Consider the following 24,868-nt stretch of genomic DNA (forward strand, 5'->3'; position numbering starts at 1 on the left):
CAACCCGGTCCCGATCGATTTCAGTGGCTAATCGATAGAAATCGTATAGAACAATACGTTCATTACGTATATTCGTCCAACGAAACGAGTAAGGCTATGCATGAAGGGGTTTTAAAGCGAAACAATGTGAAGGTTTTCGGTCATGGAACCCAGCCTATGCTGTTTGCGCACGGATTTGGGTGTGATCAGCACATGTGGCGTTTTTTAACGCCGGCGTTTGAAGACCGGTACCGGATCGTTCTGTTCGACTACGTCGGTTCGGGCAAATCGGACAAGACGGCCTACGACCCCAATCGGTACGGCGAACTGACCGGCTACGCTCAGGACGTACTCGACATCTGCGAAGCCCTTCAACTGACCAATACGATCTTCGTCGGCCATTCGGTCAGTTCCATGATCGGACTGCTGGCCGCCATACAGCAGCCCCGGTATTTTGACCAGCTCATCCTGATTGGCCCCTCCCCTCGCTATCTCAACGACCAGCCCGGGTACTTCGGTGGGTTTGAGCAGGCTGACATTGACGAACTGCTGAGCCTGATGGACCATAACTTCATCGGCTGGGCCAATTCGCTGGCACCCGCCATCATGGGCAATGCCGACCGCCCCGGCCTCGGAAAGGAGCTGACCGACAGCTTTTGTTCGACCGATCCGGTCATTATGCAGCAGTTTGCCCGGGCCACCCTGCTGTCTGATAATCGCCGGGATTTATCCTATCTGCAGATACCAGCGCTGATTCTGCAGTGTGCCGACGACATCATTGCCCCGCAGCCGGTTGGTGAATACATGCATCAGCACCTACCCAAAAGCACGCTTCGGTACATGAAGGCAACCGGCCACTGCCCCCACATGAGTGCCCCAACCGAAACCATCGAACTGATGGACGATTATCTGACCCACGCAATGGTGGCTTAATCCTACACTTGCAGTTATGGACGATCTCGTTGACCAGCTTCCCTGTGGGGTCATTCTTTTTACTGAAGCCGGTTATATCACGCAGATCAACGCAACGGTGGAAGATCACGTCGGGTATACCGCGGCTGAACTGGAAGGGCAACCGTTTGCCAACCTGCTTTCGCTGGCGAGCCGCCTTTTTTACCAAACGCATATCTATCCGCTACTAACCCTGAAAGGGCGGGTCGATGAAGTGGCGCTCACCCTGCTGAGCCGGTCCAATCAGCGCACACAAATCCTGCTTAACGCGCTCTGCCGGGAGGTCGACGGTCAGCGGCTGATCTACTGCGCCTACCTCCCCCTCGACCAGCGTCACCTGTTTGAAGCAGAACTCATTCAGGCCCGCAAAGCTGCGGAACAGGCCCGGCAGGCTGTGGAGGAAAGCGAAGCCCGCTACCGGGCCCTGGCGGCTGAACTTGAAGAGCGCGTAGCCGAACGAACGCAGGAACTGAGTATCGCCAACAGCAACCTCCATTATCTGAATGCCGACCTGAAACGCTCCAACGAAAACCTGCAGCAGTTTGCCTACGTAGCCAGCCACGACCTTCAGGAACCCCTGCGCAAGATTCAGTCGTTCAGCGATATGCTGAAAACGCAGTACGCAACGGAGCTTGGCGAAGGAACGGCCCTGCTGGAACGGATGCAACTGGCGGCCAGCCGGATGTCGATGCTCATCAAAGACCTGCTGGCGTTCTCGCGCATTTCCACCCGGCAGAACACCAGCTCCTTTGTCCAGTTGTCGACCGTGATCAATGCCGTACTGATCGACCTTGAACTGGCCCTTCAGGAGGCTCACGCTACGGTTGTCATTGACCAACTGCCCCCGGTGAAAGGCGATCCGTCGCAGTTGGGCCAGTTATTTCAGAATCTCCTCAGCAACGCCCTGAAGTTCCGCCGAACATCGACCGACGACAACCCAATCTCCCCCCGGATTCGCATCACGGTCTGCCAGGTAGCGGCCGACGACCTACCTCCTGCTGTTGTTCCAGCCCGTACGGCCGGTATGTACCACCGCATTGATGTATCCGACAACGGCATTGGGTTCGATGAGAAATACGTCGACCGTATTTTTCAGGTGTTTCAGCGACTCCACGGGCGCAGCCAATACGCCGGTACAGGCATCGGGCTGGCCATCTGCGCCAAGGTCGTTACCAACCACGGCGGGGCCATCACCGCCCACAGCCGGCCGGGCGAGGGCGCTACGTTCAGCGTGTACCTGCCGGTCTAACGGCACGCTTAAAAGACCCATCAGGTAGGCATCGACTGTATACACCTGATTCTGAACCGATACATCAGGTACCATAAAAAAAGGACCAGCCTGAGGCCAGTCCCTTTCGTTGTCAATAGGCGTACTGCTTATTTCGACGGCATCAACACCGTATCGATCGAGTGAACAACGCCGTTCGTTGCCTGAATATCGGCCATTGTTACGGTAGCGGAACCACCTTTGGCATCTTTGATCATCACCGTATCGCCCTGCTTGCTTACGGTCAGCGTTTCGCCGTTGACGGTTTTAATCGTCTGACCATCCTTCAGATCGGCCGCTTTCACACTACCCTGTACCACGTGAGTCGCCAGGATGCCGGTCAGTTGTTTTTTCATTTCCGGCTTGAGCAGGTTGTCAAGCGTACCGGCGGGCAGCTTGGCGAAGGCATCGTTGGTCGGTGCGAACACCGTGTACGGACCGGCCCCTTTGGCCCGATCGGCCAGACCAGCGGCCTGCAACGCCTGAAGCAGCGTGGTGTGGTCGGACGACATACCCGCGCTGGCGGCTAAATCCTTTCCTGTAGAAGCCCCCATGGCTCCATTCGATGTGCCCGACTGAGCCGGCATGGTGTTGGTTGACTGCGCCTGGGCAGAAACGGCGGCTCCTGTTAGCAGCGTAATGCCGAGGGCCAGACTAAACATGGTTTGCTTAAACATAACTGGTTACTGAGTAAGTGATGAAGGTAGGGCCTGACACCCGTTGTCAGGTTAACGTTCAGATTGCCAACGGCCTGATTAACCAGATTGTTTATAATGGAATAAATAAGTAGTTAATAGTAGCAATTTGTTAATATGGGCAGTAAGGTACATTCACTGACAGCATTTGCGGGCTGTAACCACGTCGATATGAAAAAAGCCCCGGATCATCACGATCCGGGGCTTGCCGTAGTAGGAAGTAGCGGGCTCGAACCGCTGACCTCTGCTCTGTCAAAGCAGCGCTCTGAACCAACTGAGCTAACCTCCTTTGTCCCCTTGCGGGACTGCAAATTTATAAAAGTCCTTCGGTTTCCAAACGCACGCCGTAGATTTTTTGCGATGGGATCCGCCACAGACGTTTCCCGCTTCTGCCATAAGCAGAATGGTGCCGGGCGACTATTCAGGATTAAATTTCTTCATTTTAAGTATTTACAACGTCTAAATTGTGGATAGGTATCAATGTAACTTACTGAAAGATGGATTTAAAAATTGGCTATCTTCTGTCATCCCGACGATAGGATCGGCCCGCCGAAGCGGGAATCTTTGGGTGAGACTAACAGGCTCTACGGCTACCGAAGATCCCTCCTATCGTCGGGATGACAGAGGATGGCTCTCTCAAATCGCCTATTTCACGTTATTTGCCGTGGTATAATTGCTTTATCGTATGACGATCACCATTCCTAAAAACGCTTCTGCCACCGATGTTGAGAAGCAAATTAAGAAAGCCGTCAGAAAAAAACCCAAAGGGTTTGACGCAGCGAAGCATGCAGGGACGGTAAAATGGGAACAGGACCCATTAACCTACCAGTATGAAGTTCGGGGCCGGGCGAAAGATGGAACGCAGGCTGGCAGGTCCTGACCAGCCTCTTACGCAACTCCTTCGGTTTCCAAACGCACACCGTAGATTTTTTGCGATGGAATCCGCCACAGCAGTACGAAGCCCACTACGAACAGCAGCAGCAGAGCCAGTACGCTGTTACGCATGCTGCCCGTAATCTGCTCGATCAGACCGTACACCGCCGTGCCAAGTACGATAGACGTTTTTTCCGTTACGTCGTAGAAGCTGAAATACGAGGCCGTGTCGGTCGTGGCGGGAATCAGTTTGGAGTAGGTCGACCGCGACAGTGACTGAACACCGCCCATCACCAGACCGACTACGGCCGCCAGACCAAAAAACTGGGTTTCGGTCTGTACAAAGTAGGCCCCGGCGCAGATGCCGACCCAGATCAGAACGGCCACCATCAGGGCGTAGGTATTCCCGAACCGCTCCGATAGCCGGGCAAACGCATACGCCCCGGCAATAGCCACCAGTTGAATTAGCAGAATGGTAATGATCAGGCTCTGGGCGGGTAGTTTCAGCTCGTCGCTGCCGAAGATCGTCGCTACGTACATGACCGTCTGCACGCCCATGTTATAGACGAAAAAAGCCACCAGAAAGCGCTTGGCCAGCGGTCGCCCCTGCAACGCCCGCCAGACGTGCCGCAGTTCGTTGAAGCCGTTGAACAGCCAGTTGCCCGGCACCTGCGGTTTCCGAACGCCATCGGGCAGTCGGCTGAACGGGATCTGCGCAAAGCCGATCCACCAGACCCCAACGGTCAGAAAGGCAATCCGCGAGGCCATGCCTTCGGAAATGTTGCCGAACCAGCCCGGCTTCAGAATCAGCACCAGGTTAAACACCATCAGCAGCACACTCCCGATGTAGCCCATTGAAAAGCCCCGGGCGCTGACCCGGTCGAACTGGTCTTCGGTGGCGATATCGGGCAGATACGAATTGTAGAACACGATACTGCCGCTCCATCCGATCAGGCTGAGCCAGAACATGATAACGGCAAAGGTGGTCGTTTCGGGCGTGAAGAAGTACAGCAGTCCGCAGCTAATGGCCCCGGCATAACAGAACGCCTTCATAAACGCCTTCTTGCGACCGCTGTAGTCGGCGATGGCCGTACAGAACGGCGACAGCAGAGCCGTGAACAGAAAAGCGGCCGATACCGTATAGGAAAACAGAACCGAATTTTTAATCGAAACCCCCAGAAAATCAATGACTGGTCCGCCGGCTTCGTTGAGGGCCGTAGCGGAAAAATACACCGGAAAGATACTGGATACGATCACCAGCGAATGAACCGAATTGGCCCAATCGTAGTACGTCCAGGCGGTTAAGGTGCGAGGGTTGTTTTTCATAAAAATGATTGAATGACGGAATGGTTGAGTGATTGAATTGGCCCACTATTCAGTAATTCAATCACTCAACCATTCCGTCATTCAATATTAGTCAAAAACTGAATCACCGCCTTCGTAAACGCGTGGTTGGAGTCGCCGGCGACCATGTGGCCGGCTTCGGCGACGTTCACGCTGCGTACGTGCGGAACCAGGTCCAGAAATTCAGCCATTATTTTATCGCTCACAACATCGCTCATGCCCCCTCGTACAATCAGCGTCGGTACGGTCAGGGCTTTGGCGGCCCGGTAGAGCCGTTCTTCGTTACTGGTCTGTTTGTCGGGCGTAGTGGCCTGCCGCCAGATGTCGAGCATAACCGGATCCCAGTGCCAGTAATACCGCCCATCGGCTTTCCGGCGCAGGTTCTTCTCCAGCCGGCTGTGGTCCTGCGGTCGCGGACGATTTGGCAGATAGGCAGCCACGGCTTCAGCCGCTTCGTCGAGGTTGGCGAACCCGTGTTTGTTGGCACTCATGAACGCGAAAATGCGCTCGATGCCTTTCTGTTCGGCGCGGGGAGCAATGTCGACCAGCACAATTGCCGAGCAGATCGATTCATCCCGTTCCCCTTCGGCAATCAGCGCGGTCATCCCCCCCATCGACGCACCCACCACGGCCGGTTTCCGGCCAAGCTGGCGAATGACGGCCCGCAGATCCCCGGCCAGGTAGTCGATGCTGTAGTGCCCTTCCGCCGACCAGTCGCTGTCGCCGTGCCCCCGGGCATCCAGCGCAATAGCGTACCAGCCTGCTTCGGCCAGCCACCGGGCCGTATCGCCCCACGAATGCCGGGTTTGTCCGCCACCGTGCAGCAGCAACACAATCGGATTGGCCGCATCGCCCCAGGCATCCCCCACGACGTGAAAGCCAGGTTCCGTTTCAAATCGAATCGTCTGCATACGGGAATATCGACAAACTGACTGGCTGAATGATTGAATGAAGCCAATGCGATTGCTTATTCATTCAGCCAGTCAATCGGTCAATTAAAGCACCGGGTCAAATTCAAGGTTGATGTCGGACTGTCGGCCGTCGACCGGAGCTTGTTGACGTAAGATCAATTTTCTGGACCGCGTTAATTCGACGATGGGAAATTTCCCTTTGAAGCCGGTCACGTTTACATCGATGGCCCTGTTGTCGTCGACCAGCTCCCAGGTACCGCCGTTGATAACCTGCTTGGTATTTTTATCAACAGCGCGTACTGTTTTGTCTGCCTTGAACTGCATATCCAGATCGTACAACACCTGCGTGGTTACGTTCAGGCGGTTGCGGTCGAGCGTCTGCCCATCAGGCGTAGCAACGCGGCTAACCCGCCAGGAATTGCCGACCAGCATCTCGGTTTGGGTAGCCGCTGCGGGGGTAGTGCCCCCGTCATCATCCTCGCATCCGGTTAAAAATCCGGTCAGAAAAATAGCCAGCAGCATCGCAAACGCTGTGGTTCTCAGTGAAATTTTCGTTTTCATGTTGTGCATGGGTAACAGAAACCTAACGTGCTGGTTACTGGTTTATCGCGTAGATTGCCCTCAGTGGGCCTAAATTTCTCTACTTTTGGGCAAAAATCAAGCTATGCGTCTTCGTTACGGCTTTTGGTTTGTTCTTGCAATGGGCTGGCTGAACAGCCTGACTCCACCGGCTGCGGCTCAGTCGCGGTGCGCCGAGCGGCTCAATTTCACCCCGGTGAGCCAGCCAAATATGATCGAATGGAACAAGTTTCCGGAGTTTACGCTGCCTTTCCCGGTCATCTACGGCGGTCCGCGGCTGAACGACCGGCAGGGGGCTCCACTACGGCATGGATTCAGTCACATCGTTCACGTACAGGACGGCGAGTTCGGTACGTCGGTGCAGCTTCGGCAGTGGGCGCTGGAATACGCGGGCTTCGCCACCGGCCTCAACCAACCCTGGGAAACCATCGAAAGTCCGTGGAATAATGACCTGAATGCGTACCGGGCCAAGTGGGACCGCTACCTGTCCGACGTATCGGGTGGCCAGAAAGACGCCAACGGCCGGTATCGTTTTCCGGCTGGGCGGTTCACCCTCGACATCGAACGCATCAGCGAAACCGACACCCGCATTCTGCGGCTCAAACAGGACCCCGCCGTACCGGCAACCTATCGACAGCTACCCGACGCCGAGTTTATCGCCCGCTACAAAAAAGACATGCGCAACCTGTACGCCGAAGGCATGCGCTACGTGCGCGAACGGGCAGACCTGTCGAACGTCGTGGTGAGTTCCTACGCCGATACACCCATCCTGAATACGTACCTGAACGTGATCGGCAATACCTGGGCCGACTGGACAACGAACCTCAACCGGGTCAATTACCTCGTGAAGGATTCGACCGAACGCCAGGTTGGTGGGCCGTATTACAACCAGCTGGATGCCCTGTCGCCGTCGGCCTACTACTTCTACGATTACCCCAATCCGCTCGCCCGGGATTATCTGCCCTATCTGTTGTTTCAGGTGGAGGCCAACCGAGCCTGGAGCAACAAACCCGTGGTTCCCTACGTCTGGCTGCGGTATCACAACACCACCGAGTTCTACCCAAAACTCATTCAGCCGTTCATGGCCGAAGCGACGGCTATCTTCCCGTTCTTTTCGGGCGCTAAAGGCCTGTGGTTGTGGGACGAACCCGGTGTGGGGAGCCGGTTTACGGCGAACCTGAACGCCTACGAACAGTTCATTCACGGTCTGTACCGCCTGTCGCGGTTTGCGGATATGTTCCAGGGCAATTACGAGCTAGTGATTGAAACACCCGCCCGCGACCTGATGGACAAGCAATTGCCCGTCTGGCGGGGCGTGGTCAAAGACCAGAAGATTCTGATTGCTGCCCAGAACTCCTACGCAGTCGACGGGCAGAAGACAGCGGTGACGGTACGGTATAAATCCTGGCAGCAGACCATCGAGCTGACCGGCCGCGAGGTGTACCTCTGTCAGTTCGACATTCCGACCGTAACGGCCGTTGAGCCGACGCTGCCCCCGATGCAGGTTTCGCCCAACCCCGCCCAGACCGAATTATCGGTTTCTTTTCCCCACCCCCCAACCCCGGCTACCGAAATGACGTTACACACTATGACCGGCCAGCTGGTGCTGAAAAAATCAGTCAGCAGTGTCCGGGAAACGCTCAGCGTAGCGACCCTGCCCGCCGGGATTTATCTGCTCCGTATCCAGAACGGTACGCAAAGCCAGACCCGACGGGTGGTAATCGCCCGGTGATGGTTTGGAGTTTCGGGGTTTGTAGTTCGTTGTTTGTAGTTTGTAGTTGGTGGTTCGTTGTTTCGGGTTCAGGCGCAGGCTTCACTTAACCACACCCAACCACAAACCCACCAACTACAAACCCCCATCAACTACAAACTACGAACTACAAACCCCACCAACTACAAACCACGAACCACAAACCCGCCAACTACAAACCACAAACCCTCAACGTACACTCGAAAACATGGCTAACCGACTCGCGAACGAAACCAGTCCATACCTACTTCAACACGCGCACAACCCCGTCGACTGGTATCCGTGGGGTGAAGAAGCGCTGACCAAAGCGCAAGAAGAAGACAAACCGATTATTGTCAGTATCGGCTATTCGGCCTGCCACTGGTGCCACGTAATGGAGCGCGAGTCGTTTGAAAAGGAGCCGGTGGCGCGGGTGATGAACGAAAACTTCGTCTGCATCAAAGTAGACCGCGAAGAGCGGCCCGATGTGGACGCGATCTACATGGAGGCCGTGCAGGCGATGGGCGTGCAGGGTGGCTGGCCGCTAAACGTATTCCTGATGCCCAACGCCAAACCGTTCTACGGCGTAACGTACCTGCCTCCTCAGAACTGGGTAAACCTGCTCGGTAATATCCGCGACGCGTTTGATGAGCACCGCGACGACCTGGCGCAGTCGGCGGAGGGATTTGCGACGGAACTGAACCTGTCCGATTCGGAACGGTTTGGGCTGGAGCCGGCCACTCCGCTGTTCGCGGCCGAAACCCTCGACGTACTTTACCGCAAAATACACGTCAAAGCCGACGATGAAAAAGGCGGAATGCGTCGCGCACCCAAGTTTCCCATGCCGAGCATCTGGCAGTTTCTGCTGCGCTACTACGACGTTTCGGCCGGCAACGATACGGCCCTCCGGCTGGTCACGCTGACCCTCGACCGCATGGCCCTCGGTGGTATCTACGACCAGTTGGGCGGTGGGTTTGCCCGCTACTCGACTGATGCCGACTGGTTTGCTCCCCACTTTGAGAAGATGCTGTACGATAATGGGCAGTTGCTGACTCTCTACAGCGAAGCGTATAGCCTGACCAAGAGTCCGTTGTATAAACACGTCGTGTACCAGACCATTGCGTTTGCCCAGCGCGAACTGCTGAGTCCGGACGGCGGCTTTTATTCGGCCCTCGACGCCGACAGCGAAGGCGAAGAAGGCAAATTCTACACGTTTACCACCCCCGAACTCCGCGATGCCCTCGGCGTCGACTTCGACTGGTTTGCGGAGTTGTACAACCTCTCTGAAAACGGAAACTGGGAGCATGGAAGGAATATTCTCCACCGGACCGAAAGCGACGAGTCCTTTGCCGAACGCATGGGCTGGTCGGCGGCTGACCTCAGCGTTCGGCTCGATGCTACCCACGCCCGGCTGTTCAAAATCCGCAACGAACGGATCCGGCCGGGGCTGGACGATAAAATCCTGTGCTCCTGGAACGGACTGATGCTGAAGGGACTCGCTACGGCCTACCGTATTTTTGGCGAGCCCGAGTTCCTAACGCTGGCCCTGCGGAACGCCTATTTCCTGCTGCAGAAAATGCGCGACAATCGGAACGGGCGGCTCTGGCATACCTACAAAGCGGGCCGCGCCCGGCAACCGGGTTTTCTGGAAGACTACGCGGCCGTAATCGACGGACTGCTGGCCCTGTACCAGGCCACGTTCACCGAAACCTGGCTCACCGAAGCCGACCGCCTGACGCAGTACGTATTCGATAATTTCCAGGACCCCGACGACGATCTGTTTTTCTTCACCGACAAGAACGGGGAAGAACTCATTGCCCGGCGCAAGGAACTGTTCGACAACGTGATCCCGTCGTCAAACTCCATTATGGCCGGCAATCTGTACGCCCTGAGCCTGCTGCTGGAACGGCCGGCCTACGCGGAACGGGCCGACCGGATGCTGGGGCGCGTGCAGCCGCTGGTGCAGCAAAACGCCGATTACCTGACCAACTGGGCTGCCCTCTACGCCCTGCGGGTACGTCCTACGGCCGAAATCGCCATTGTGGGTCAGGACGCCGAGACGTACCGCCGGCAAATCGACGCCGAATTCTATCCAAACAAGGTGCTGTGCGGAACAACCAGCCAGAGTGAACTGCCGTTGCTACAGCAGCGCGGCCCCATCGACGGCAAAACGGCCGTGTACGTCTGCTACAACCGGGCCTGTCAGTTGCCGGTCACGAGTGTAGAGGAAGTCTGGCGCATGGTTCGCTAGCGAATTTACTGAGTCAGTCACCGGGGCGGAGTTAAGTTATTCGGCTATAACCGTTCAATAACAAATACCGGTCGTCGGCATTAGAGTGGTTTGGGTGGAGCGAAGTACCGTAGAAACTTCGTTCCACCCTCATTTCTCAAAACCACAATGGCCGCACCTCGTTTGATTCAGCACCTGATTGTCCTGGTTTTATTCGGCGGGCTGGTATTTGCCTGCTCGGATCACCTTACGCCATCCATCACCCCAGGCTCCCGGGATGTCCGCCTGCGGGTAAAAACCATCACAGAGGAACTACCCAACAACAAAACCTGGGTTAGCCAGTTCAGCTACGATGGGCAGGGGCGGCTTGCGTTCATCCTGGCGTTTCAGACCCCCGACAGTTCGGTAGCCCGGGTAGAACGTACCACGTACCAGTACAATGCCCAGAACCAGCTAACTCAGGCCCAACGCCGGATTGTGACCCGCCAGCCATCCTTTCCTCTCGATGAGGAGACACTCATCTACACCTATACTGCCATGGGGCAGGTTGCTACGCTTAATTCTACCTCGACCGCCCTGCTTTCGTTCAGCTACGGGGTCAACAACAAACCAACCGGCTTCAGCCGATCGTACATTGGTACCGGTGGACTGAGCGTTTCTGGTGGAGGTGGGTTTTCCTACACTGAAAACAACGTGACAGCAGCCTCAGACCGGCATTCCATTATCAGACTCGGCGGATCTCCCAACACACCCGATTTTGGCTACTCGTTTCAGAAAACGTTTACCTACGATGATAAGGTCAATCCTTTTTTTGGGGTGTTCTTCATCCCAGCGCCAGGTGTGGAGCCTTCATTTTATAATGTTCCCAGCGGTAACTATGTTGCCAAATACACGTATTTCGGTGGTATTAGTAATGTCCTGACTCTAAGCAAGAACAACGTACTGACCGAAATCACGAATGGTCCTGGGCCCAACAGCACATCGTCTGTTTACCAGTATCAGTACAATGCGGCTAACTTGCCTACGCTTAGAACGACGCTGACCAACGGTTCGCCGACAGAAACGCTTCGCTTCGAGTACGAAACGTACTAAACCGGTTTCATACGTTAGTCACCCCAGGCCGTCAGGACGAGCGTTCGGCTACCGCCCCGGTTGCGGTGTTCGCAGAGGTAGATGCCTTGCCAGGTGCCTAGGTTCAGCCGACCGTTCGTTACAGGGATCAGTACCGAGCTGCCAAGCAGGGCCGCTTTCAGGTGAGCCGGCATGTCGTCTGAACCTTCGTAATCGTGTTTGTAATACGGTGCGTTTTCGGGGACCATCTGGTTGAAGTGGGTTTCAAAATCCTGCCGAACGGTCGGGTCGGCGTTCTCGTTGATGGTCAGGCTGGCGGATGTGTGCTGAATAAATACCTGAAGCATCCCGACCCGAATCTGTTGCAGGTCCGAAAACTCCCGCTCAATGACTCGGGTGATCAGGTGGAAGCCGCGCGGGTATTCGGGCAGGCGAAGGGTACGTTGAATAACGGGCATACTCTCTAAACAGACGTAGTTCGACTCAACAACGCTACGGCACCCGGATTGATTGCCGCTATCCTGTCTGATTCGCTGTTCCGCACCGGCCGTCCGGCGCAGAGGGATGGCGAAACTCGACGGTGTACTTATCAGAACGCCCGAAAGCAGGCTGGCTATAACCCTGCTTTCGGGCGCTTTATTACCCAATCGGTAGTCGGGCTGTTTGCTTACAGCACAATCCGCTCCCGAATGATCTTGCCGTCCTGCCAGTCCTGAATGGCCACTTCGGTGCCTTTAACGGTACCCCAGTTGACATGGTCGAAATCGACCTGCCAGGTGGTAAACGTCCGGTCGCCGGCCACAATAAAGCCCTTGTTCGACAGTTCACGCACGGCCGTAATGTTTGCCAGCAGGTCCAGTCCGCGCTGGTATTTCACGGCTTTGCCGGTCATTGTAACCCCGTCGATGTCCTTTTTTTCAATAGCATCGTGGTAAAACTTCTCGAAGGCGTCCTCACAAAACGATCTATCCCGAGATCCCTCCCCGAACGGAGTACACACTGACCCAACTGGGGGAGTCATTGGTGCCGGTGCTGAACCAGATTCACGCCTGGGGCAGCGCCCATGCCATCACTGAGCGTTTCCAGTTAGCCACGGAATAGCGGTCGGGCCCGGCCGGCAGCCGACGGCACGGCACGTAGTCCGGCAGTTTTCGACAGCCGTTACGTAAACCTCTGGGCCGATAACTGGTTGTAATTCTGAGACAACCCACTGATACCTGATGAATGACCACCCAGTTTCTGTTTATAATCAAATTCCGGCCATGCTGCCGCCCGATCAGTTGTTCGGCCCCTTGTTCCACGACGTTCAGATGCAGCACGTATTCCCGGATTCGATTACGTTTGCCGATGCCTACCCCCGCCAGTCACCCGAGCGCATTCTGAGTCAGTACGAGGTCGAACAGAGCCACAGCGAGTTCCGCCTGTACGAATTTGTGCAGTCACACTTTATCGTACCGGCGCCCGTACTGGTCGATTATGTCAGCGACCGAACCTTGTCGACCGCCGACCATCTGCATCAGCTCTGGGACAAGCTTACCCACAAATCACAGCCAAACTGTTCACTGCTTCCCATCCCAAAGCCGTACATCGTGCCGGGCGGGCGCTTTCGGGGTATGTATTACTGGGATAGCTACTTCACCATGCTCGGTCTGAATGTGTCCGGCCAACAGGAGCATATCCGGCACATGGTCGATAACTGTGCTTACCTGATCGATACGTATGGCCACGTCCCGAATGCCAACCGGAGCTACTACATAACCCGGTCGCAGCCGCCGTTTTTCGCCTATATGGTCAGGTTGCTCGCCGACATCGACGGTCCCGAAACGCTCACGCGTTACCTGCCGTTTCTGCAGAAGGAATATAATTTCTGGGTCGACGGCTATTTCCGGCTCGGCGAAGCAGAATCGTCGTTCAGGCGGGTCATCTGTTTGCCCAATGGCGTTATTCTTAACCGCTACTGGGACGATACGCCCGCTCCCCGGCCCGAATCCTACCGCGAAGACGTAGAACTGGCGCAGGAAGCCTTTTCGCTGGGCATACAGCCTTCCGTGCTCTACAGACACGTACGGGCGGCCTGCGAAACCGGCTGGGATTTCAGCTGTCGGTGGTTTGCGGATGAACAGCGCCTGGTTACCATCCGGACCACCGAAATCGTACCGGTTGACCTGAATTGCCTGCTATACTACCTTGAACGCACCCTGGCCCTGGCGTATCGACAAAGCAATTTTCTGGAAGCTGCCGAACGCTTCGATGCGCTCGCGGCCACCCGGTGCCGGAACATTCTGACCTATTTCTGGAATGAAGAGGCCGGCTTTTTCATGGATTACGACAGTGTCAGTAACCAGCATACGCCGGTCTGGTCACTGGCGGGTCTGTTTCCGCTGTACGTGGGCATTGCCAGTCCCGAACAGGCCGAACGTATTCACGAACACGTAAAAACGAAGTTTCTGCAGGCAGGCGGGGTTGTATCAACCCTGCACACCAGTGGCCAGCAGTGGGACGCCCCCAATGGCTGGGCTCCCCTGCAGTGGATTGCCCATCAGGCCCTGATTCGCTACGGCTTCCTGGATACGGCCGCTAAGCTTCGGGAGCGCTGGCTTGGCCTCAATGATACCGTGTTCCAGAACACGGGCAAGATGATGGAGAAGTATAACGTCATCAACACGAACCTGCCTGCGGGCGGTGGTGAGTACCCCAACCAGGATGGCTTTGGCTGGACGAACGGGATCTATCTGTCTCTTCAGGCAAACGATGGTAGGCTTGTCGACTGGGAAACGGCCCTGACTGAACAACCGCAGCCACAGTAGCCCCGAAGCGGATCATTCATTTCACATCGGAATGGACACCACACACTTTCGAAACTTTATTAATCGACGCGTAGCACTCACCGACAGCGAATGGGCCCTGGTTGAGCGTTTCTTCGTCCCCCGGCGGCTGAAGGAAGGGGATTTTCTGCTCGAAGAAGGGCGCATCTGTACCCATCTCTACTACGTAGACAAGGGCCTGCTGCGCTTTTTCGTCTGGAAAGACGGCGTCGACAAAACCAAGTTTTTCACCTTCGACGACTACCTGTTTACGTCGCAATACAGCTTCTCGACCCGCAAACCGGCAACGGAAAACATTCAGGCCATCGAGGCCTGTTCGCTGCTTCAGATTTCGTACAGCGACCTGCAGACGCTCTACGATCAGATACCCAACTGGCGAAAATTCATCCAGTCGGTGATTCAGGAAGTCAGTCATTTTACGGAGGAGATTCTGACCGAACTCCAGACCGAAACGGCCGAAAATCGGTATCGGCGTATGCTTACCGAAGAACCGGCCATGATTCAGCGCATACCGCTCAAATACCTGGCTTCGTACCTGGGCATCGCTCCCCAGTCGCTGAGCCGGATCCGGAAAAACCTGACGAACTTAACATAGGTGAAGTAGCCGCCGTTGGGTGGTTCTGATCTTTGTGGTACACAACTCAGACAGAATCATGAAAGGTATGCTTACTGTTGCGTTTCTTACTGCGGCCATAACCACCCAGGCCCAGCAGCGTCACACCCACTTCAGCCACACCCTCGAAACCACGGCTTCTGCCGAACGAATCTGGCAGATCTGGACCGACGTACCGAACTGGAACCAATGGGACCGCGGTCTGCAATCGGCCGAACTGCGCGGTCCGTTTCAGGTGGGCACGAAAGGGGTTCTGATTCCAGACAAAGGCCCTAAATCGACGTTCGTCATCGATTCGATTGTCCCGAACGAATCGTACACGTTCCGGACGAAGCTTCCGCTCGGCTCCCTGTACGTCAGGCGGTATCTGACCCGGCAAGCGGATAAAACGCTGTTTACGCACGAAGTCTGGTTTACCGGACTAACCAAAGGGCTTTTTGGCAAGGCCCTGGGCAAAAACTACCGGGCCATGCTGCCTGATGTCATGAAAACGATCAACGCGATTGCGGTGAGTAATGGGCGAAAGAGTGAATGAGTGAATGAGCGAATGAGTGAATGGTCGGGCCGCTGGGCGGTAAAGTCTGCAACTATCTAATTTAAGGATGATCTTAAATGGTAGTTTGGGGTTAGTACCCTGGATTGTGATTCGCTCTTTCGCTCATTCACTCATTCACTCTTTCACTCATTCACTCATTCACTCATTCACTCTTTCGCTCATTCACTCTTTCACTCTTTCGCTCATTCACTCTTTCACTCTTTCACTCTCATGCCTCCCATCACTACCACCATCGACGGGGTTAGGGTTCACGCCATCAACTGCGGGTTCGTGCAGGTCAAGCGATCGCACCGGAGCCCGAGTCTGGGAGCGCCCATCATTCTGCTCGATCCGTTCTGGACGGAGTGGCTACCCATCTGGGTGTGGGTGATCGAGCACCCGGAAGGGGTTATTGTGATTGATACCGGCGAGAACCAGCGCGTAACCGAACCCCACTACTTCGACTGCGGAGGAGCCGACGGCTGGGTGACCAAACACATTCTTCGCTTCAGGATTCAGGAACAACTGGAGATCGGCCCTCAGTTGAAAGCGCTGGGTATCCCACCTGATGCCGTGCGCTGGGTCGTTCTGACGCACCTCCACATCGATCATACTGACGGCCTGCGCTACTTCCCCAGGGCCGAAATCCTGGTGTCACGCAACGAATATGAGCAGCCCTACGGCTCGGTGCCCTGTACGTTTCCGGGCTGGTTCAACCCGCGCAGGATTGAAGGGGGGTACGCCCACAACCAGTTCGGCAAAGCCTATCCGCTGACAACCGATGGCCGGGTGATTATCGTCCCAACGCATGGTCATTCGCACGGTCACCAGTCGGTTATTTTTCGCGGTGCTACCGTCGACCTGTTCTTCGCCGGCGACACGACGTTCACCGAACAACAGCTCCTGGAGCACCAGGTAGCGGGCATCTGCATTGATAAGGCAGCCGCCCGCCGAACCCTCGGCGCAATCCGATCCTATTGCCAAGAGCGCCCGACCATCTACCTGCCAACCCACGACGCCCAGTCCGCTGAACGTCTTAAAAACGGCCGGATTGTCCGCACTCACTTAATGACTACACTCCGGTAATCGTACGTGAGCGTTGCAAACACACCCAGCCCACCCCTGACGTTGCTGATCACCTCACCGGATGCGGCAAACGGGTTGACATTAGCCTGGCGGGCGCTCTGTGCCGTAGTCAGAAACTTGTAGTAGTCCTCGGTGCAGTGATACAGCGTCGCGTGAATGGTGTCTCCTTTTTTAAACGTATAGCCGGAGCCCCAGTTGATCTCCTCGCCGTTGGAAAACGCATCGTCCAACAACGCATCCAGCGACAGGGTATCCACCCGGATATTCCGGGTCAGCGTCAGCCGGTAGTAGTTCTTCTGCTGCGGATTGTCGTCGAATTTGGTCAGGCCGTAGGCTTCACCGTTCTGGTTGAACTCGGGCGTGATGCTCTTGATGGCGACGGGTCTGATAAACCGCGTCGTTGCCGTTAACCTACGGCCCTGCTTATCCGTAACCGTCAGGGTGTACGGCGAATCGTAGTCGGTTTTGATTGGCGTCGGGCTACTATAATTGTACGACTTTCCAGTAGCGCGATCCACAAACGGTACGTTCGGGATGGTATCGTTCAGGCCCTGATGCGACAGCACGACAGTCGCCCCATCGACCAGCGGCAGGCTGGCTACATCCAGGTAGCCCCGGCTTTCAAGCAACGTCAGACGCACCGGCTGACCCTCTTCGAGGTAACATTCCAGCACGAGTTTAGGCTCGTAGGGTGGCAGATCAACGTCAATATCCTGCTGACAGGCAGCCAGGCCCAGGCCTGCCAGTACAGTCAGTACGTAGGTAACTTTTGTCAGTTTCATGTTTACACGAATGAAGCGTTAAAACCGGAAATTGTACGTAACGGAAGGCAGCAGCGGAAACAACGTAATGGCCCGTGCCCGAAACCGGCCGGTCGGCTCGCCCTCCGAATTTTCCTCAGCCTGATACGTAATCAGGTACGGATTCAGGCGGTTGTAGGCATTCGTTACATTGAACGTGATGTCCGTATCGCCCCGTTTAGGACGGAATTTATACACGAAGCCCAGGTCCAGCCGGTGGTAAGGCGGCATGCGGTAATTGTTGCGGCTCGGGAACTCGGGCACCACCTGGTCGACCGGGTTTTCGACCCGTACGTACGGGTTATCCATCGCTACGTAGCGGCCTGTTGCCAGCGATACGGCATTACCGGTATTATACACCCAGGTAGCCGACAGCGTCAGGCGGGGGCGTAGTTGATACATCGCTACGACCGAGATGTCGTGCCGTCGGTCATAGCGCGGGAAGAACCGCCGACCACCGTCGATATCCTCAAACGTACGCCAGGTCCAGGCCAGGGTATACCCTACCCAGCCACGGAGCCGTCCCGACGTTTTTTCCAGGTAGATTTCGTTGCCGTAGGCGCTGCCGTTGCCGAAAACAAACTCGTTTTCCAGCCGGTCGTTGGCGAATAACTGCGCCCCCGTTTTAAAGTCGACAACCTGGCGCAGCCGCTTGTAGTACACTTCGTTGGTCAGCAGAAACTGGTTGCCAATGTTCCAGGTCAGGGCCGCGGCCAGCTGGTCACTGTACTCAGGCTTAATCTTCGCGGTCGATGGGTACCAGATATCGGTGGGCAAAGCCGCGCCCGAACTGACAACCAGGTGCCGATACTGCACCATGCGGGCGTAGCTAGCCTTCAGCGACACCGACGGACTAAAGGCGTAGCGGGCCGAGATACGCGGTTCCGGAGCATTGTAGCCCGCGCTGTCCTGCCGGAATCCCGACCAGCGTAAACCGGCGCTAAGCTTCAGCTTCGGCGATATGTCCCAGTCTTCGCTAATGAACAAGCCGCCCTCCCAAACACGCGGTTTTTCGCCCGTATCGATATTTTCTTCCGGTTTGGCGCTCGAAATATTTACCCGCGAGATCGAAAACCGGCTCCGGGTCAACTCCCCGCCAAACGTCACTGTATGCCGCGGACCGGGCTGCCACGAAACCCGTTCTTTCAAAACAAAATCGGCAATGCCCGACCCAATGTTGAACGTAAACCGGTCGAAGGTCGACACCAGTCGATAATCATACCTGGCGTAATGGCCGGACGTATGGCTGTTCCAGCGCGCATCCTTCGACGTCTGATGCCAGTGCAGCGAAACGGCTGTATTACCCCAGTCGAACGTACTGCGAAACACATCGGATGGCAGATGGAACCGATCGCGGCCGGTATAGGCACTCAGGAAAAGTCGGCTCCGGTCATTGATGGTGTAGTCAATACGTCCGTTCAGGTCGTAGAAGTAGTAGCGCGGAATCGGGTTCGCATTGGGCCGGTCGCCATTGCGTCGATTGATGGCTTCAGTGAACACATCGGCGTAGGTGCGTCGACCCGCTACGTTGAACTTGATTTTGTTGCCGATCGGGCCCGTTACGTTCAGCCGGGATGCAATCAGGCCAATGCCGCCACCGATGTGAAAACTACTATCTCTGGGTGTCAATGACGTAACGTCAACCACCGACGACAGGCGACCGCTGTACTCGGCCGGGAAGCCTGCTTTGTAGAGCGATACGTTTTTGACCGCATCGATATTGAACGTACTGAAGAAGCCGAACATGTGGCTGGGGTTGTAGACCGTTGTTCCATCGTATTGGAACAGGTTCTGGTCGGTGCTGCCCCCGCGGACGCTGATGCCACTGGTCCCCTCCCCCGTCGATTTAACCCCCGGTTTCAATTGCAGCACTTTGATCAGGTCCACCTCGCCGAACACGACCGGCAGCGACAGGGCTGTTTTGCGATCCACTACGTCCACGCTCGTCTGCGTCGACATCACTTTATCCTGATTGCTCTGCCCCGTCACAACGACCTCGCTGAGCTGATTGTCGGCCGCTTTCAGCCGGATATTAATGACTTCGCTGCGGTTCACGTTCAGCGTAAGGCGCTGTGCAACGTAGCCCAGATACGAGACACGTACCGTCTGTTTGCCGACCGGTAGCGTCAGGACAAACCGACCATCGCTGTCCGTTCGGGTACCGTTGCCGGCTCGTTCCAGCACCGTAATAGCTGCGCCGGGAAGGCCCACTCCGGAAGCCGCATCGCTTACCTGTCCGCTGACCGTCAGGTAGGGCTGAGCCTGGGCGGTACTACCCACCAGCAGGCAGAAAAGAAGGCATTTTTTCATGATGTTGACGGGTCAGTCTCTTTTGATGGCCGTTTGTTGATCTAGCTATTGAATTCTCCCACCAACCGGTAACCCGCTCGGCACCTGGCTCGGAATAGACTTGTCGAAGCTGTTGTCGGTCAAAGCGTGCATGAATTCGATCAGGTCATTGCTGAGGGTTACGCGGGGGCGTAGCAGTGAATCCAGCTGGCTAACCGCCACATTTGGATTTAACTGTTCGCCGTCCCGAACGCGGTCGTAGAACGTCAGTACGTCGGCGAGGGACTGCTGTTTGCCATTGTGCATGTAAGGGGCCGTCAGGGCGATGTTGCGCAGCGTCGGCGTGCGGAACGCGTATTTGTTGTCTTTGCCCTTATCGGAGAAGCCCAGCTTGTCATTGTCGGCAACACCCAGTACGTGGGCTTTGTAATCGCTGAACATGGGCCCGCTGTGGCAGGTAGTACAGCCGTTTTGAATAAACAGCACCATCCCCCGTTTCTGGGCTTCGGTCATGGCCGAGGCATCCCCGCGCCGATACCGATCGAACGGCGCATTATTGGTAACCAGCGTCCGCTCGAAAGCCGCTATGGCCTTCCCCAGGTTTTGCGCCGTGATGGCGGTATTCCCACCAAACACCGTCCTGAACGACTCGCGATACGTGGCAATGGCGCGTAGCCGGGCCAGCACACTATCGATGGCGGTTGCTTCGGTGAACACATCGCCCCGCATTTCTTCAAAGGCTGCAATCGGCAGCAGCGACTGCGCTTCCAGCGACGACGCCCGGAGGTCGTAGAACATCGGGGCCGTAACGGGATTATACGTACCGTGGGCGTCGATGCCGTTGAAGGCGACATTCAGCAGCGTGGGCGTATTGCGTTTGGTGAACGGAATTACGCCCGGTGAGCGAAACCGCCGGCTATTGCCCAGCCCCTCACCCCCAACGCCAATCGGCAGATCCAGGCCATCGCCGTAGCCGAGATTCGGGTGGTGGCAGGTCGCGCAGGACACGTCTTTGTTGCCCGACAGAATCGGGTCATAGAACAGCGCCTTCCCCAGAGCAACCTTTTCGGGTGTGCGTGGATTGTCGGCCGGATCGATCACCGTCGGGGGTAAGGCACCGATGGTTTCGTCGGGATTCACCTCCAGACCATTCGACTGGCAGGAGTAGACCGTCGTGCCAAACAGGACGATGCTGGCGAATAAAGCGAAGGTTTTTAGTGTTGTCATGGCGTTGCATCAAAGCGTGTAACCAAGGGATAAGGCGACGTTATCGCGAATGGGGAGCCGACCCCGTTCGGGCTTGACCAAGAGCCGGTTTTCGAGGCCAACGTGATACCGTGATTTGAATCGCCAGCCGAGGCCGACGGTCGCACTGGGCAGAACGTTGGTAAAGGTTTCGTCGATGGTGTAGTCCGTAAAGCGAACCCGCATCCGTTCGCTCCAGTATTGAGCGCCAACCCCAATCGACGCCGAGAAAGCCTTCCGGGCCTGATAGCGGTAGCCTGCGTTCAGCAGCGCAATGTTGGCCGTGAAGGCCGCTTTCTCGGAAAAGCGGGTGTAGCCGACCTGCGCAAAGAGTGCGCTTTTTGATGTCCGCAGCGGCTTACTAACCTCTGCCCGCAATCCGGCACCCAGGCCATACAGATTCGATTTGGGGAGTTGCGCATTCAGGACACCGTCGGCCCAGACCGTATAGCGAAGAGTTTGCTGAGCCGGCGCCGATTGGCTGACGGCTACGCTGATGAGGAGTACGAAGAGAAGCTTTTTCATGGACTGGTGGCTTACAAAAGCATGAGTTGTACCAGGCAGCGCGTTTTTGACGCCTGCAAACGTTTATTCTCAGGAAAGCAATGGCTGGGTGTTAACCGTCTAGCCAGGCTTTGAACGCCGGGGCTTTTTCGCGGCTGACAAGCACCTCCTGGGCGGTTTCGGGCCGGAGTTCAACTTTCAGCTTGCCGTTGAAATACGTGTGAATCTTTTGAATAGCCGTCACCTGAGCGATGAACTGCCGGTTGAGCCGAAAAAACTGAAGGGGGTCAACCACGGCTTCGAGTTCTTCCAGGGTGTAATCGACCAGATACTGCCGTCCGTCGCGACCAACCAGGCACGACAGTTCGTTGGCCGTGTAGAAATACGCAACCTGCTCCTGCGAAATGGGAATCAGTTGTTCACCGTTTTTAACCAGAAACCGCGTCTTATGCGTCTTGCGCGTCATTTCCAGACTATCGAGCAGCGACTCAACCTTTTTCGCGTACGCCTGGGGCGAAAACTCCTGCTTCAATTCCTGGTACTTCCTGATCGCGTCGGCCAGTTCGGGCAGCTTGATGGGTTTCAGCAGGTAATCGATGCTCTTTACGCGAAACGCCTTGATCGCATATTCATCGTACGAGGTCGTGAAGATGATCGGGCTGTGCGCCGGAAACGACTCGAAAATCTGGAAGCTCAGTCCATCCGACAGCTGAATGTCGGAGAAGATCAGATCAACCGGCTGCCCCATTCTGAACCACTGCTTCGCCGATTCTACGCTTTCGAGCACCCCCACAATCTCCACCCGCGGGTCCAGCTTCCGAATCAGCTTTTCGAGCCGTTCCGCTGCCGGGTATTCGTCTTCGATGATTAATGCTTTCATGGGTCAAGGAGGAAAAGAGCGAAAGAGTGAATGAGTGAATGAGCGAAAGAATTAATGAATGAGTGAATGAATTAGTGAATGAGCGAATGACCGGGCGGTGAAAGACTAGGACGCTCGGTGATGAAGTCTGCAACTATCAGATATATGAATGATCGTAAATGGTAGTTTGGGGTTAGTACCCTGGATTGTGTTTCGCTCTTTCACTCTTTCATTCTTTCGCTCTTTCACCACCCGGCCGCCCGGTCATTCGCTCATTCGCTCATTCACTCTTTCGCTAATTTAAAAGAAGTGGGATTTTTACCGTGAACAGGCCTCCGCTTCGGATTACCTCCACCTGCCGGTCGGTCAGCAGACTGTAGCGGTTGATGATGTTTTGCAGCCCAACGCGTGTCGATTTTTCGAGGATTGTCTTCTCCTGAATGTTGTTCTCCACCACCAGGTACTGATCGCCTTCCTGCTGAATCCTGATCTTTAAGGGATTTTCCTTCGAGACGACGTTGTGCTTGATCGCGTTTTCAATGAGCATTTGCAGACTCAGGGGCGTTACGTACTGGCGATACGCATCCGGCGACAGGTTCTTTACTACCTGCAGGTTATCCCGGAACCGAATCTTGTTGAGGTAGATGTACGCATCCAGGAAACCGATTTCCTCCTCCAGCGGTACCGTGTTCTTGCTGCGGCTAACCAGAACGTAGCGGTACACATCCGACAGGCGTTCGAGGTATTGCTGCGCGTTCACGTTTTCGTCGTCGATCAGGGCGGCCAGCGTATTGAGGCTGTTGAACAGGAAGTGCGGGTCGAGCTGGTTCTTCAGCACCTCCAGCTGCGATTGTACACTCTCACGGGCCAGGGCTTCGGTTTTGCGGACGTTCGCCTTCCAGGCCTCGAAAAAATACACAGCTTCGTAGACCAGATACACCACCACCGTTGGAATCAGACTCGTGCGAAAGCCGGTAAACGGATCGATCTCTTTGCCAAAAATTGCTTTGCACACCACTTCGTCCAGCAGATACGTAGCCACGAAGGTGTAGACCAGGGCCAGCGCTCCTTCGCCCAGGAGCCGTTTAGTGGTCTGGTTATAGTTGGGAAACGCACGGCGCATATAGATCATAATCAATCGGTTACCTTCCCACACTAGCAGCGTTGTACAGATCCCGACGATCAGGTGCATCCAGATTGTTGGCGCAAACTCCCGAAACTCGTCGGCGTGCAGGAGAGCCGGAACCAGGAAGCCGAACAGCGGGATACCGATCAATCGTAACGTCAGGTCGTTCAGTGTATAGGGCTTTGCGTCCGTTGTGTCCATGAGATAACTGGCTCGATATGAAGGCACTGTAAGTTACTACTTTTTACGAAGCCCAAAGGTATACCCAATGGTTACGTTTGCCAGCAGGCCGCCCGTTCCAGGAAATCCCTGCGAAGCAGCCTTGTAGGTTTCGGTACGCTCCGTCACCCGGTTGGCATAGGTCAGCTTGTTATTGTCCAGCGAACTCCAGACGTTCGGCCAGTAGCGTACGCTCGGCATCACCAGAATACCGGCCAGGGCGTTGTCCTGCCTGCGGAAGGGATAGTAGCGGTAATAAGCACCCAGGCCAAGCGTTACGGTCCGGTACGACGTAACGCGGTTGGCGGCCACCTGCGGCTGTCCATCGTAATAGACCTCATACATGTGCAGTTTCGGCTCAAAACGAAGGTCGAACGTTGGCGTGATGCGGTAACCAACCCCGATGCCCAGGGTTGAGGTGAGCTTTTCGGAGAGTTTCTGATCCTGGGCAACTGGCGAAGCCGACTGCCCGCTCAACGTAATGTTGAAGCCGTGGGAGTAGTCGAACACCAGGCGATTGGTCGTGTATTCGGCCTGTACGTTGAAGCCACCGAGCAGCAGCTGGCTAACCCCTCCGCCCAGCGTAAAACGATTTGAGTACGGAAAGGACTTTGAGCGAACCGGCTGGTCCTGAGCAGAAACGGAAGTTGCAATTCCAAGGATGGCCACCAGGGCAAAGAAGGTAATCGTTGACGCTTTCATGGCTTGTCTTATTTTTTGGTTGACGATCTGTTCTTGTCGCGTTGACGAATCAAAATTGGCGACGACAGATACGTTTCGAAAGCGGGTTGAGGGTCAACCGTCGGAATACCGGGGGCGAAGCGTTTGAGAAGACGGGGCGAACTGAATGGGGATTTCTGTCCAACCAGGTTCATTAACCGGCCGGGGGGCTGAACCTGTTCAGGTTGCCAACCAGACCACACGCTGCCTGCGCAACCACCGAACCCGTTGCCGTGCAGGTGACGAAGAACCGTTCAGCAGACTGGACAACTACCGACAAGGGCACAAAAAAACCCAGCCTTGGGAGCTGGGTTTTGCGAACAGAACACCTTTAAAACGCCCCCCGGCCTACTTTATTGTGTGCCCTGATAGAGAAGCCGGCTTATTTTTCACTTTTTTTCTGTGAAGACGTAGACAA

24 protein-coding genes and 1 tRNA gene are annotated in these 24,868 nt (G+C 55.7%); 11 read left to right on the top strand and 14 right to left on the bottom strand.

The window, feature by feature from the left end; genetic code table 11:
• Positions 1-156 precede the first annotated feature (156 nt).
• Together DYU11_RS13805 and DYU11_RS13810 are read left to right on the top strand one after the other, a co-directional pair.
• Positions 157-912, top strand: a complete 756-nt coding sequence (locus DYU11_RS13805) for an alpha/beta fold hydrolase (protein WP_310589471.1) — start codon at positions 157-159, stop codon at positions 910-912.
• Positions 913-928: 16 nt separating this feature from the next.
• Entirely contained in the window at positions 929-2,179 is a 1,251-nt protein-coding gene (locus tag DYU11_RS13810) for a PAS domain-containing sensor histidine kinase (RefSeq protein WP_119668249.1), read from the top strand.
• Positions 2,180-2,307: 128 nt separating this feature from the next.
• Here DYU11_RS13810 and DYU11_RS13815 read toward each other — a convergent pair whose 3' ends face one another.
• Positions 2,308-2,874 (bottom strand): fasciclin domain-containing protein, encoded by a 567-nt coding sequence (locus DYU11_RS13815; protein ID WP_119668250.1) that lies wholly within the window; start codon positions 2,872-2,874, stop codon positions 2,308-2,310.
• Positions 2,875-3,106: 232 nt separating this feature from the next.
• A tRNA-Val gene (locus DYU11_RS13820) sits at positions 3,107-3,181 on the bottom strand.
• Positions 3,182-3,577: 396 nt separating this feature from the next.
• Between DYU11_RS13820 and DYU11_RS13825 the strand changes: the two genes are divergently transcribed.
• Complete coding sequence (locus DYU11_RS13825; protein ID WP_119668251.1) at positions 3,578-3,772, top strand: hypothetical protein; 195 nt, start codon at positions 3,578-3,580, stop codon at positions 3,770-3,772.
• A gap of 8 nt (positions 3,773-3,780) precedes the next feature.
• Here DYU11_RS13825 and DYU11_RS13830 read toward each other — a convergent pair whose 3' ends face one another.
• From DYU11_RS13830 to DYU11_RS13840, 3 genes are all read right to left on the bottom strand, one after another.
• The gene (locus tag DYU11_RS13830; protein WP_119668252.1) at positions 3,781-5,091 is read right to left on the bottom strand and encodes an MFS transporter; all 1,311 of its coding nucleotides are present in this window, start codon (positions 5,089-5,091) and stop codon (positions 3,781-3,783) included.
• A 77-nt stretch (positions 5,092-5,168) separates the two neighbouring features.
• A complete protein-coding gene (locus DYU11_RS13835) occupies positions 5,169-6,020 on the bottom strand; it encodes an alpha/beta fold hydrolase (RefSeq protein ID WP_119668253.1) in 852 nt (283 codons plus the stop codon).
• A gap of 84 nt (positions 6,021-6,104) precedes the next feature.
• Positions 6,105-6,581 (bottom strand): hypothetical protein, encoded by a 477-nt coding sequence (locus tag DYU11_RS13840; protein WP_229365820.1) that lies wholly within the window; start codon positions 6,579-6,581, stop codon positions 6,105-6,107.
• A gap of 103 nt (positions 6,582-6,684) precedes the next feature.
• Between DYU11_RS13840 and DYU11_RS13845 the strand changes: the two genes are divergently transcribed.
• From DYU11_RS13845 to DYU11_RS13855, 3 genes are all read left to right on the top strand, one after another.
• Positions 6,685-8,331, top strand: coding sequence for a T9SS type A sorting domain-containing protein (locus DYU11_RS13845; RefSeq protein ID WP_119668255.1), 1,647 nt, complete (start codon positions 6,685-6,687; stop codon positions 8,329-8,331).
• 226 nt (positions 8,332-8,557) lie between these two features.
• Positions 8,558-10,579 carry a thioredoxin domain-containing protein gene (locus DYU11_RS13850; RefSeq protein WP_119668256.1) on the top strand — a complete coding sequence of 674 codons (2,022 nt, stop codon included), beginning with the start codon at positions 8,558-8,560 and terminating at the stop codon, positions 10,577-10,579.
• 147 nt (positions 10,580-10,726) lie between these two features.
• Positions 10,727-11,650, top strand: coding sequence for a hypothetical protein (locus DYU11_RS13855; protein ID WP_147367939.1), 924 nt, complete (start codon positions 10,727-10,729; stop codon positions 11,648-11,650).
• Positions 11,651-11,664: 14 nt separating this feature from the next.
• Here DYU11_RS13855 and DYU11_RS13860 read toward each other — a convergent pair whose 3' ends face one another.
• Complete coding sequence (locus DYU11_RS13860; protein WP_119668258.1) at positions 11,665-12,087, bottom strand: secondary thiamine-phosphate synthase enzyme YjbQ; 423 nt, start codon at positions 12,085-12,087, stop codon at positions 11,665-11,667.
• Positions 12,088-12,296: 209 nt separating this feature from the next.
• Entirely contained in the window at positions 12,297-12,650 is a 354-nt protein-coding gene (locus DYU11_RS32980) for a nuclear transport factor 2 family protein (RefSeq protein ID WP_147367940.1), read from the bottom strand.
• On the opposite strand from DYU11_RS32980, the gene DYU11_RS13870 reads away from it, so the two are divergent.
• The 5 genes from DYU11_RS13870 (at position 12,638) to DYU11_RS13890 (ending at position 16,688) form a co-directional block, all read left to right on the top strand.
• On the top strand, positions 12,638-12,730 hold the full coding sequence (locus DYU11_RS13870; RefSeq protein ID WP_229365826.1) for a hypothetical protein: 93 nt from the start codon (positions 12,638-12,640) through the stop codon (positions 12,728-12,730). The genes DYU11_RS32980 and DYU11_RS13870 overlap by 13 nt on opposite strands.
• Positions 12,731-12,849: 119 nt before the next feature.
• The gene (treF, locus tag DYU11_RS13875) at positions 12,850-14,436 is read left to right on the top strand and encodes an alpha,alpha-trehalase TreF (RefSeq protein WP_119668261.1); all 1,587 of its coding nucleotides are present in this window, start codon (positions 12,850-12,852) and stop codon (positions 14,434-14,436) included.
• Between the two features lie 31 nt (positions 14,437-14,467).
• Positions 14,468-15,049, top strand: a complete 582-nt coding sequence (locus DYU11_RS13880) for a Crp/Fnr family transcriptional regulator (RefSeq protein WP_119668262.1) — start codon at positions 14,468-14,470, stop codon at positions 15,047-15,049.
• A 58-nt stretch (positions 15,050-15,107) separates the two neighbouring features.
• A complete protein-coding gene (locus tag DYU11_RS13885; RefSeq protein ID WP_119668263.1) occupies positions 15,108-15,602 on the top strand; it encodes an SRPBCC family protein in 495 nt (164 codons plus the stop codon).
• A gap of 231 nt (positions 15,603-15,833) precedes the next feature.
• The gene (locus tag DYU11_RS13890; protein WP_119668264.1) at positions 15,834-16,688 is read left to right on the top strand and encodes an N-acyl homoserine lactonase family protein; all 855 of its coding nucleotides are present in this window, start codon (positions 15,834-15,836) and stop codon (positions 16,686-16,688) included.
• Here the strand turns inward: DYU11_RS13890 and DYU11_RS13895 are convergent.
• The 7 genes from DYU11_RS13895 to DYU11_RS13925 form a co-directional block, all read right to left on the bottom strand.
• Positions 16,664-17,470 carry a DUF4249 domain-containing protein gene (locus tag DYU11_RS13895; RefSeq protein WP_119668265.1) on the bottom strand — a complete coding sequence of 269 codons (807 nt, stop codon included), beginning with the start codon at positions 17,468-17,470 and terminating at the stop codon, positions 16,664-16,666. The genes DYU11_RS13890 and DYU11_RS13895 overlap by 25 nt on opposite strands.
• 18 nt (positions 17,471-17,488) lie before the next feature.
• Positions 17,489-19,798, bottom strand: coding sequence for a TonB-dependent receptor (locus DYU11_RS13900; protein ID WP_119668266.1), 2,310 nt, complete (start codon positions 19,796-19,798; stop codon positions 17,489-17,491).
• Between the two features lie 45 nt (positions 19,799-19,843).
• Positions 19,844-21,004: a cytochrome-c peroxidase gene (locus DYU11_RS13905; RefSeq protein ID WP_119668267.1), complete on the bottom strand. Its 1,161-nt coding sequence runs from the start codon at positions 21,002-21,004 to the stop codon at positions 19,844-19,846.
• A 9-nt stretch (positions 21,005-21,013) separates the two neighbouring features.
• A complete protein-coding gene (locus DYU11_RS13910) occupies positions 21,014-21,547 on the bottom strand; it encodes a putative outer membrane beta-barrel protein (protein WP_119668268.1) in 534 nt (177 codons plus the stop codon).
• A gap of 91 nt (positions 21,548-21,638) precedes the next feature.
• Positions 21,639-22,406: a LytR/AlgR family response regulator transcription factor gene (locus DYU11_RS13915; RefSeq protein ID WP_119668269.1), complete on the bottom strand. Its 768-nt coding sequence runs from the start codon at positions 22,404-22,406 to the stop codon at positions 21,639-21,641.
• A gap of 274 nt (positions 22,407-22,680) precedes the next feature.
• Positions 22,681-23,712, bottom strand: a complete 1,032-nt coding sequence (locus tag DYU11_RS13920; protein WP_119668270.1) for a sensor histidine kinase — start codon at positions 23,710-23,712, stop codon at positions 22,681-22,683.
• A 36-nt stretch (positions 23,713-23,748) separates the two neighbouring features.
• On the bottom strand, positions 23,749-24,432 hold the full coding sequence (locus DYU11_RS13925; RefSeq protein WP_119668271.1) for a hypothetical protein: 684 nt from the start codon (positions 24,430-24,432) through the stop codon (positions 23,749-23,751).
• Positions 24,433-24,868: the final 436 nt, after the last annotated feature.

It is taken from the genome of Fibrisoma montanum, assembly GCF_003583365.1.
GTDB lineage: Bacteria > Bacteroidota > Bacteroidia > Cytophagales > Spirosomataceae > Fibrisoma > Fibrisoma montanum.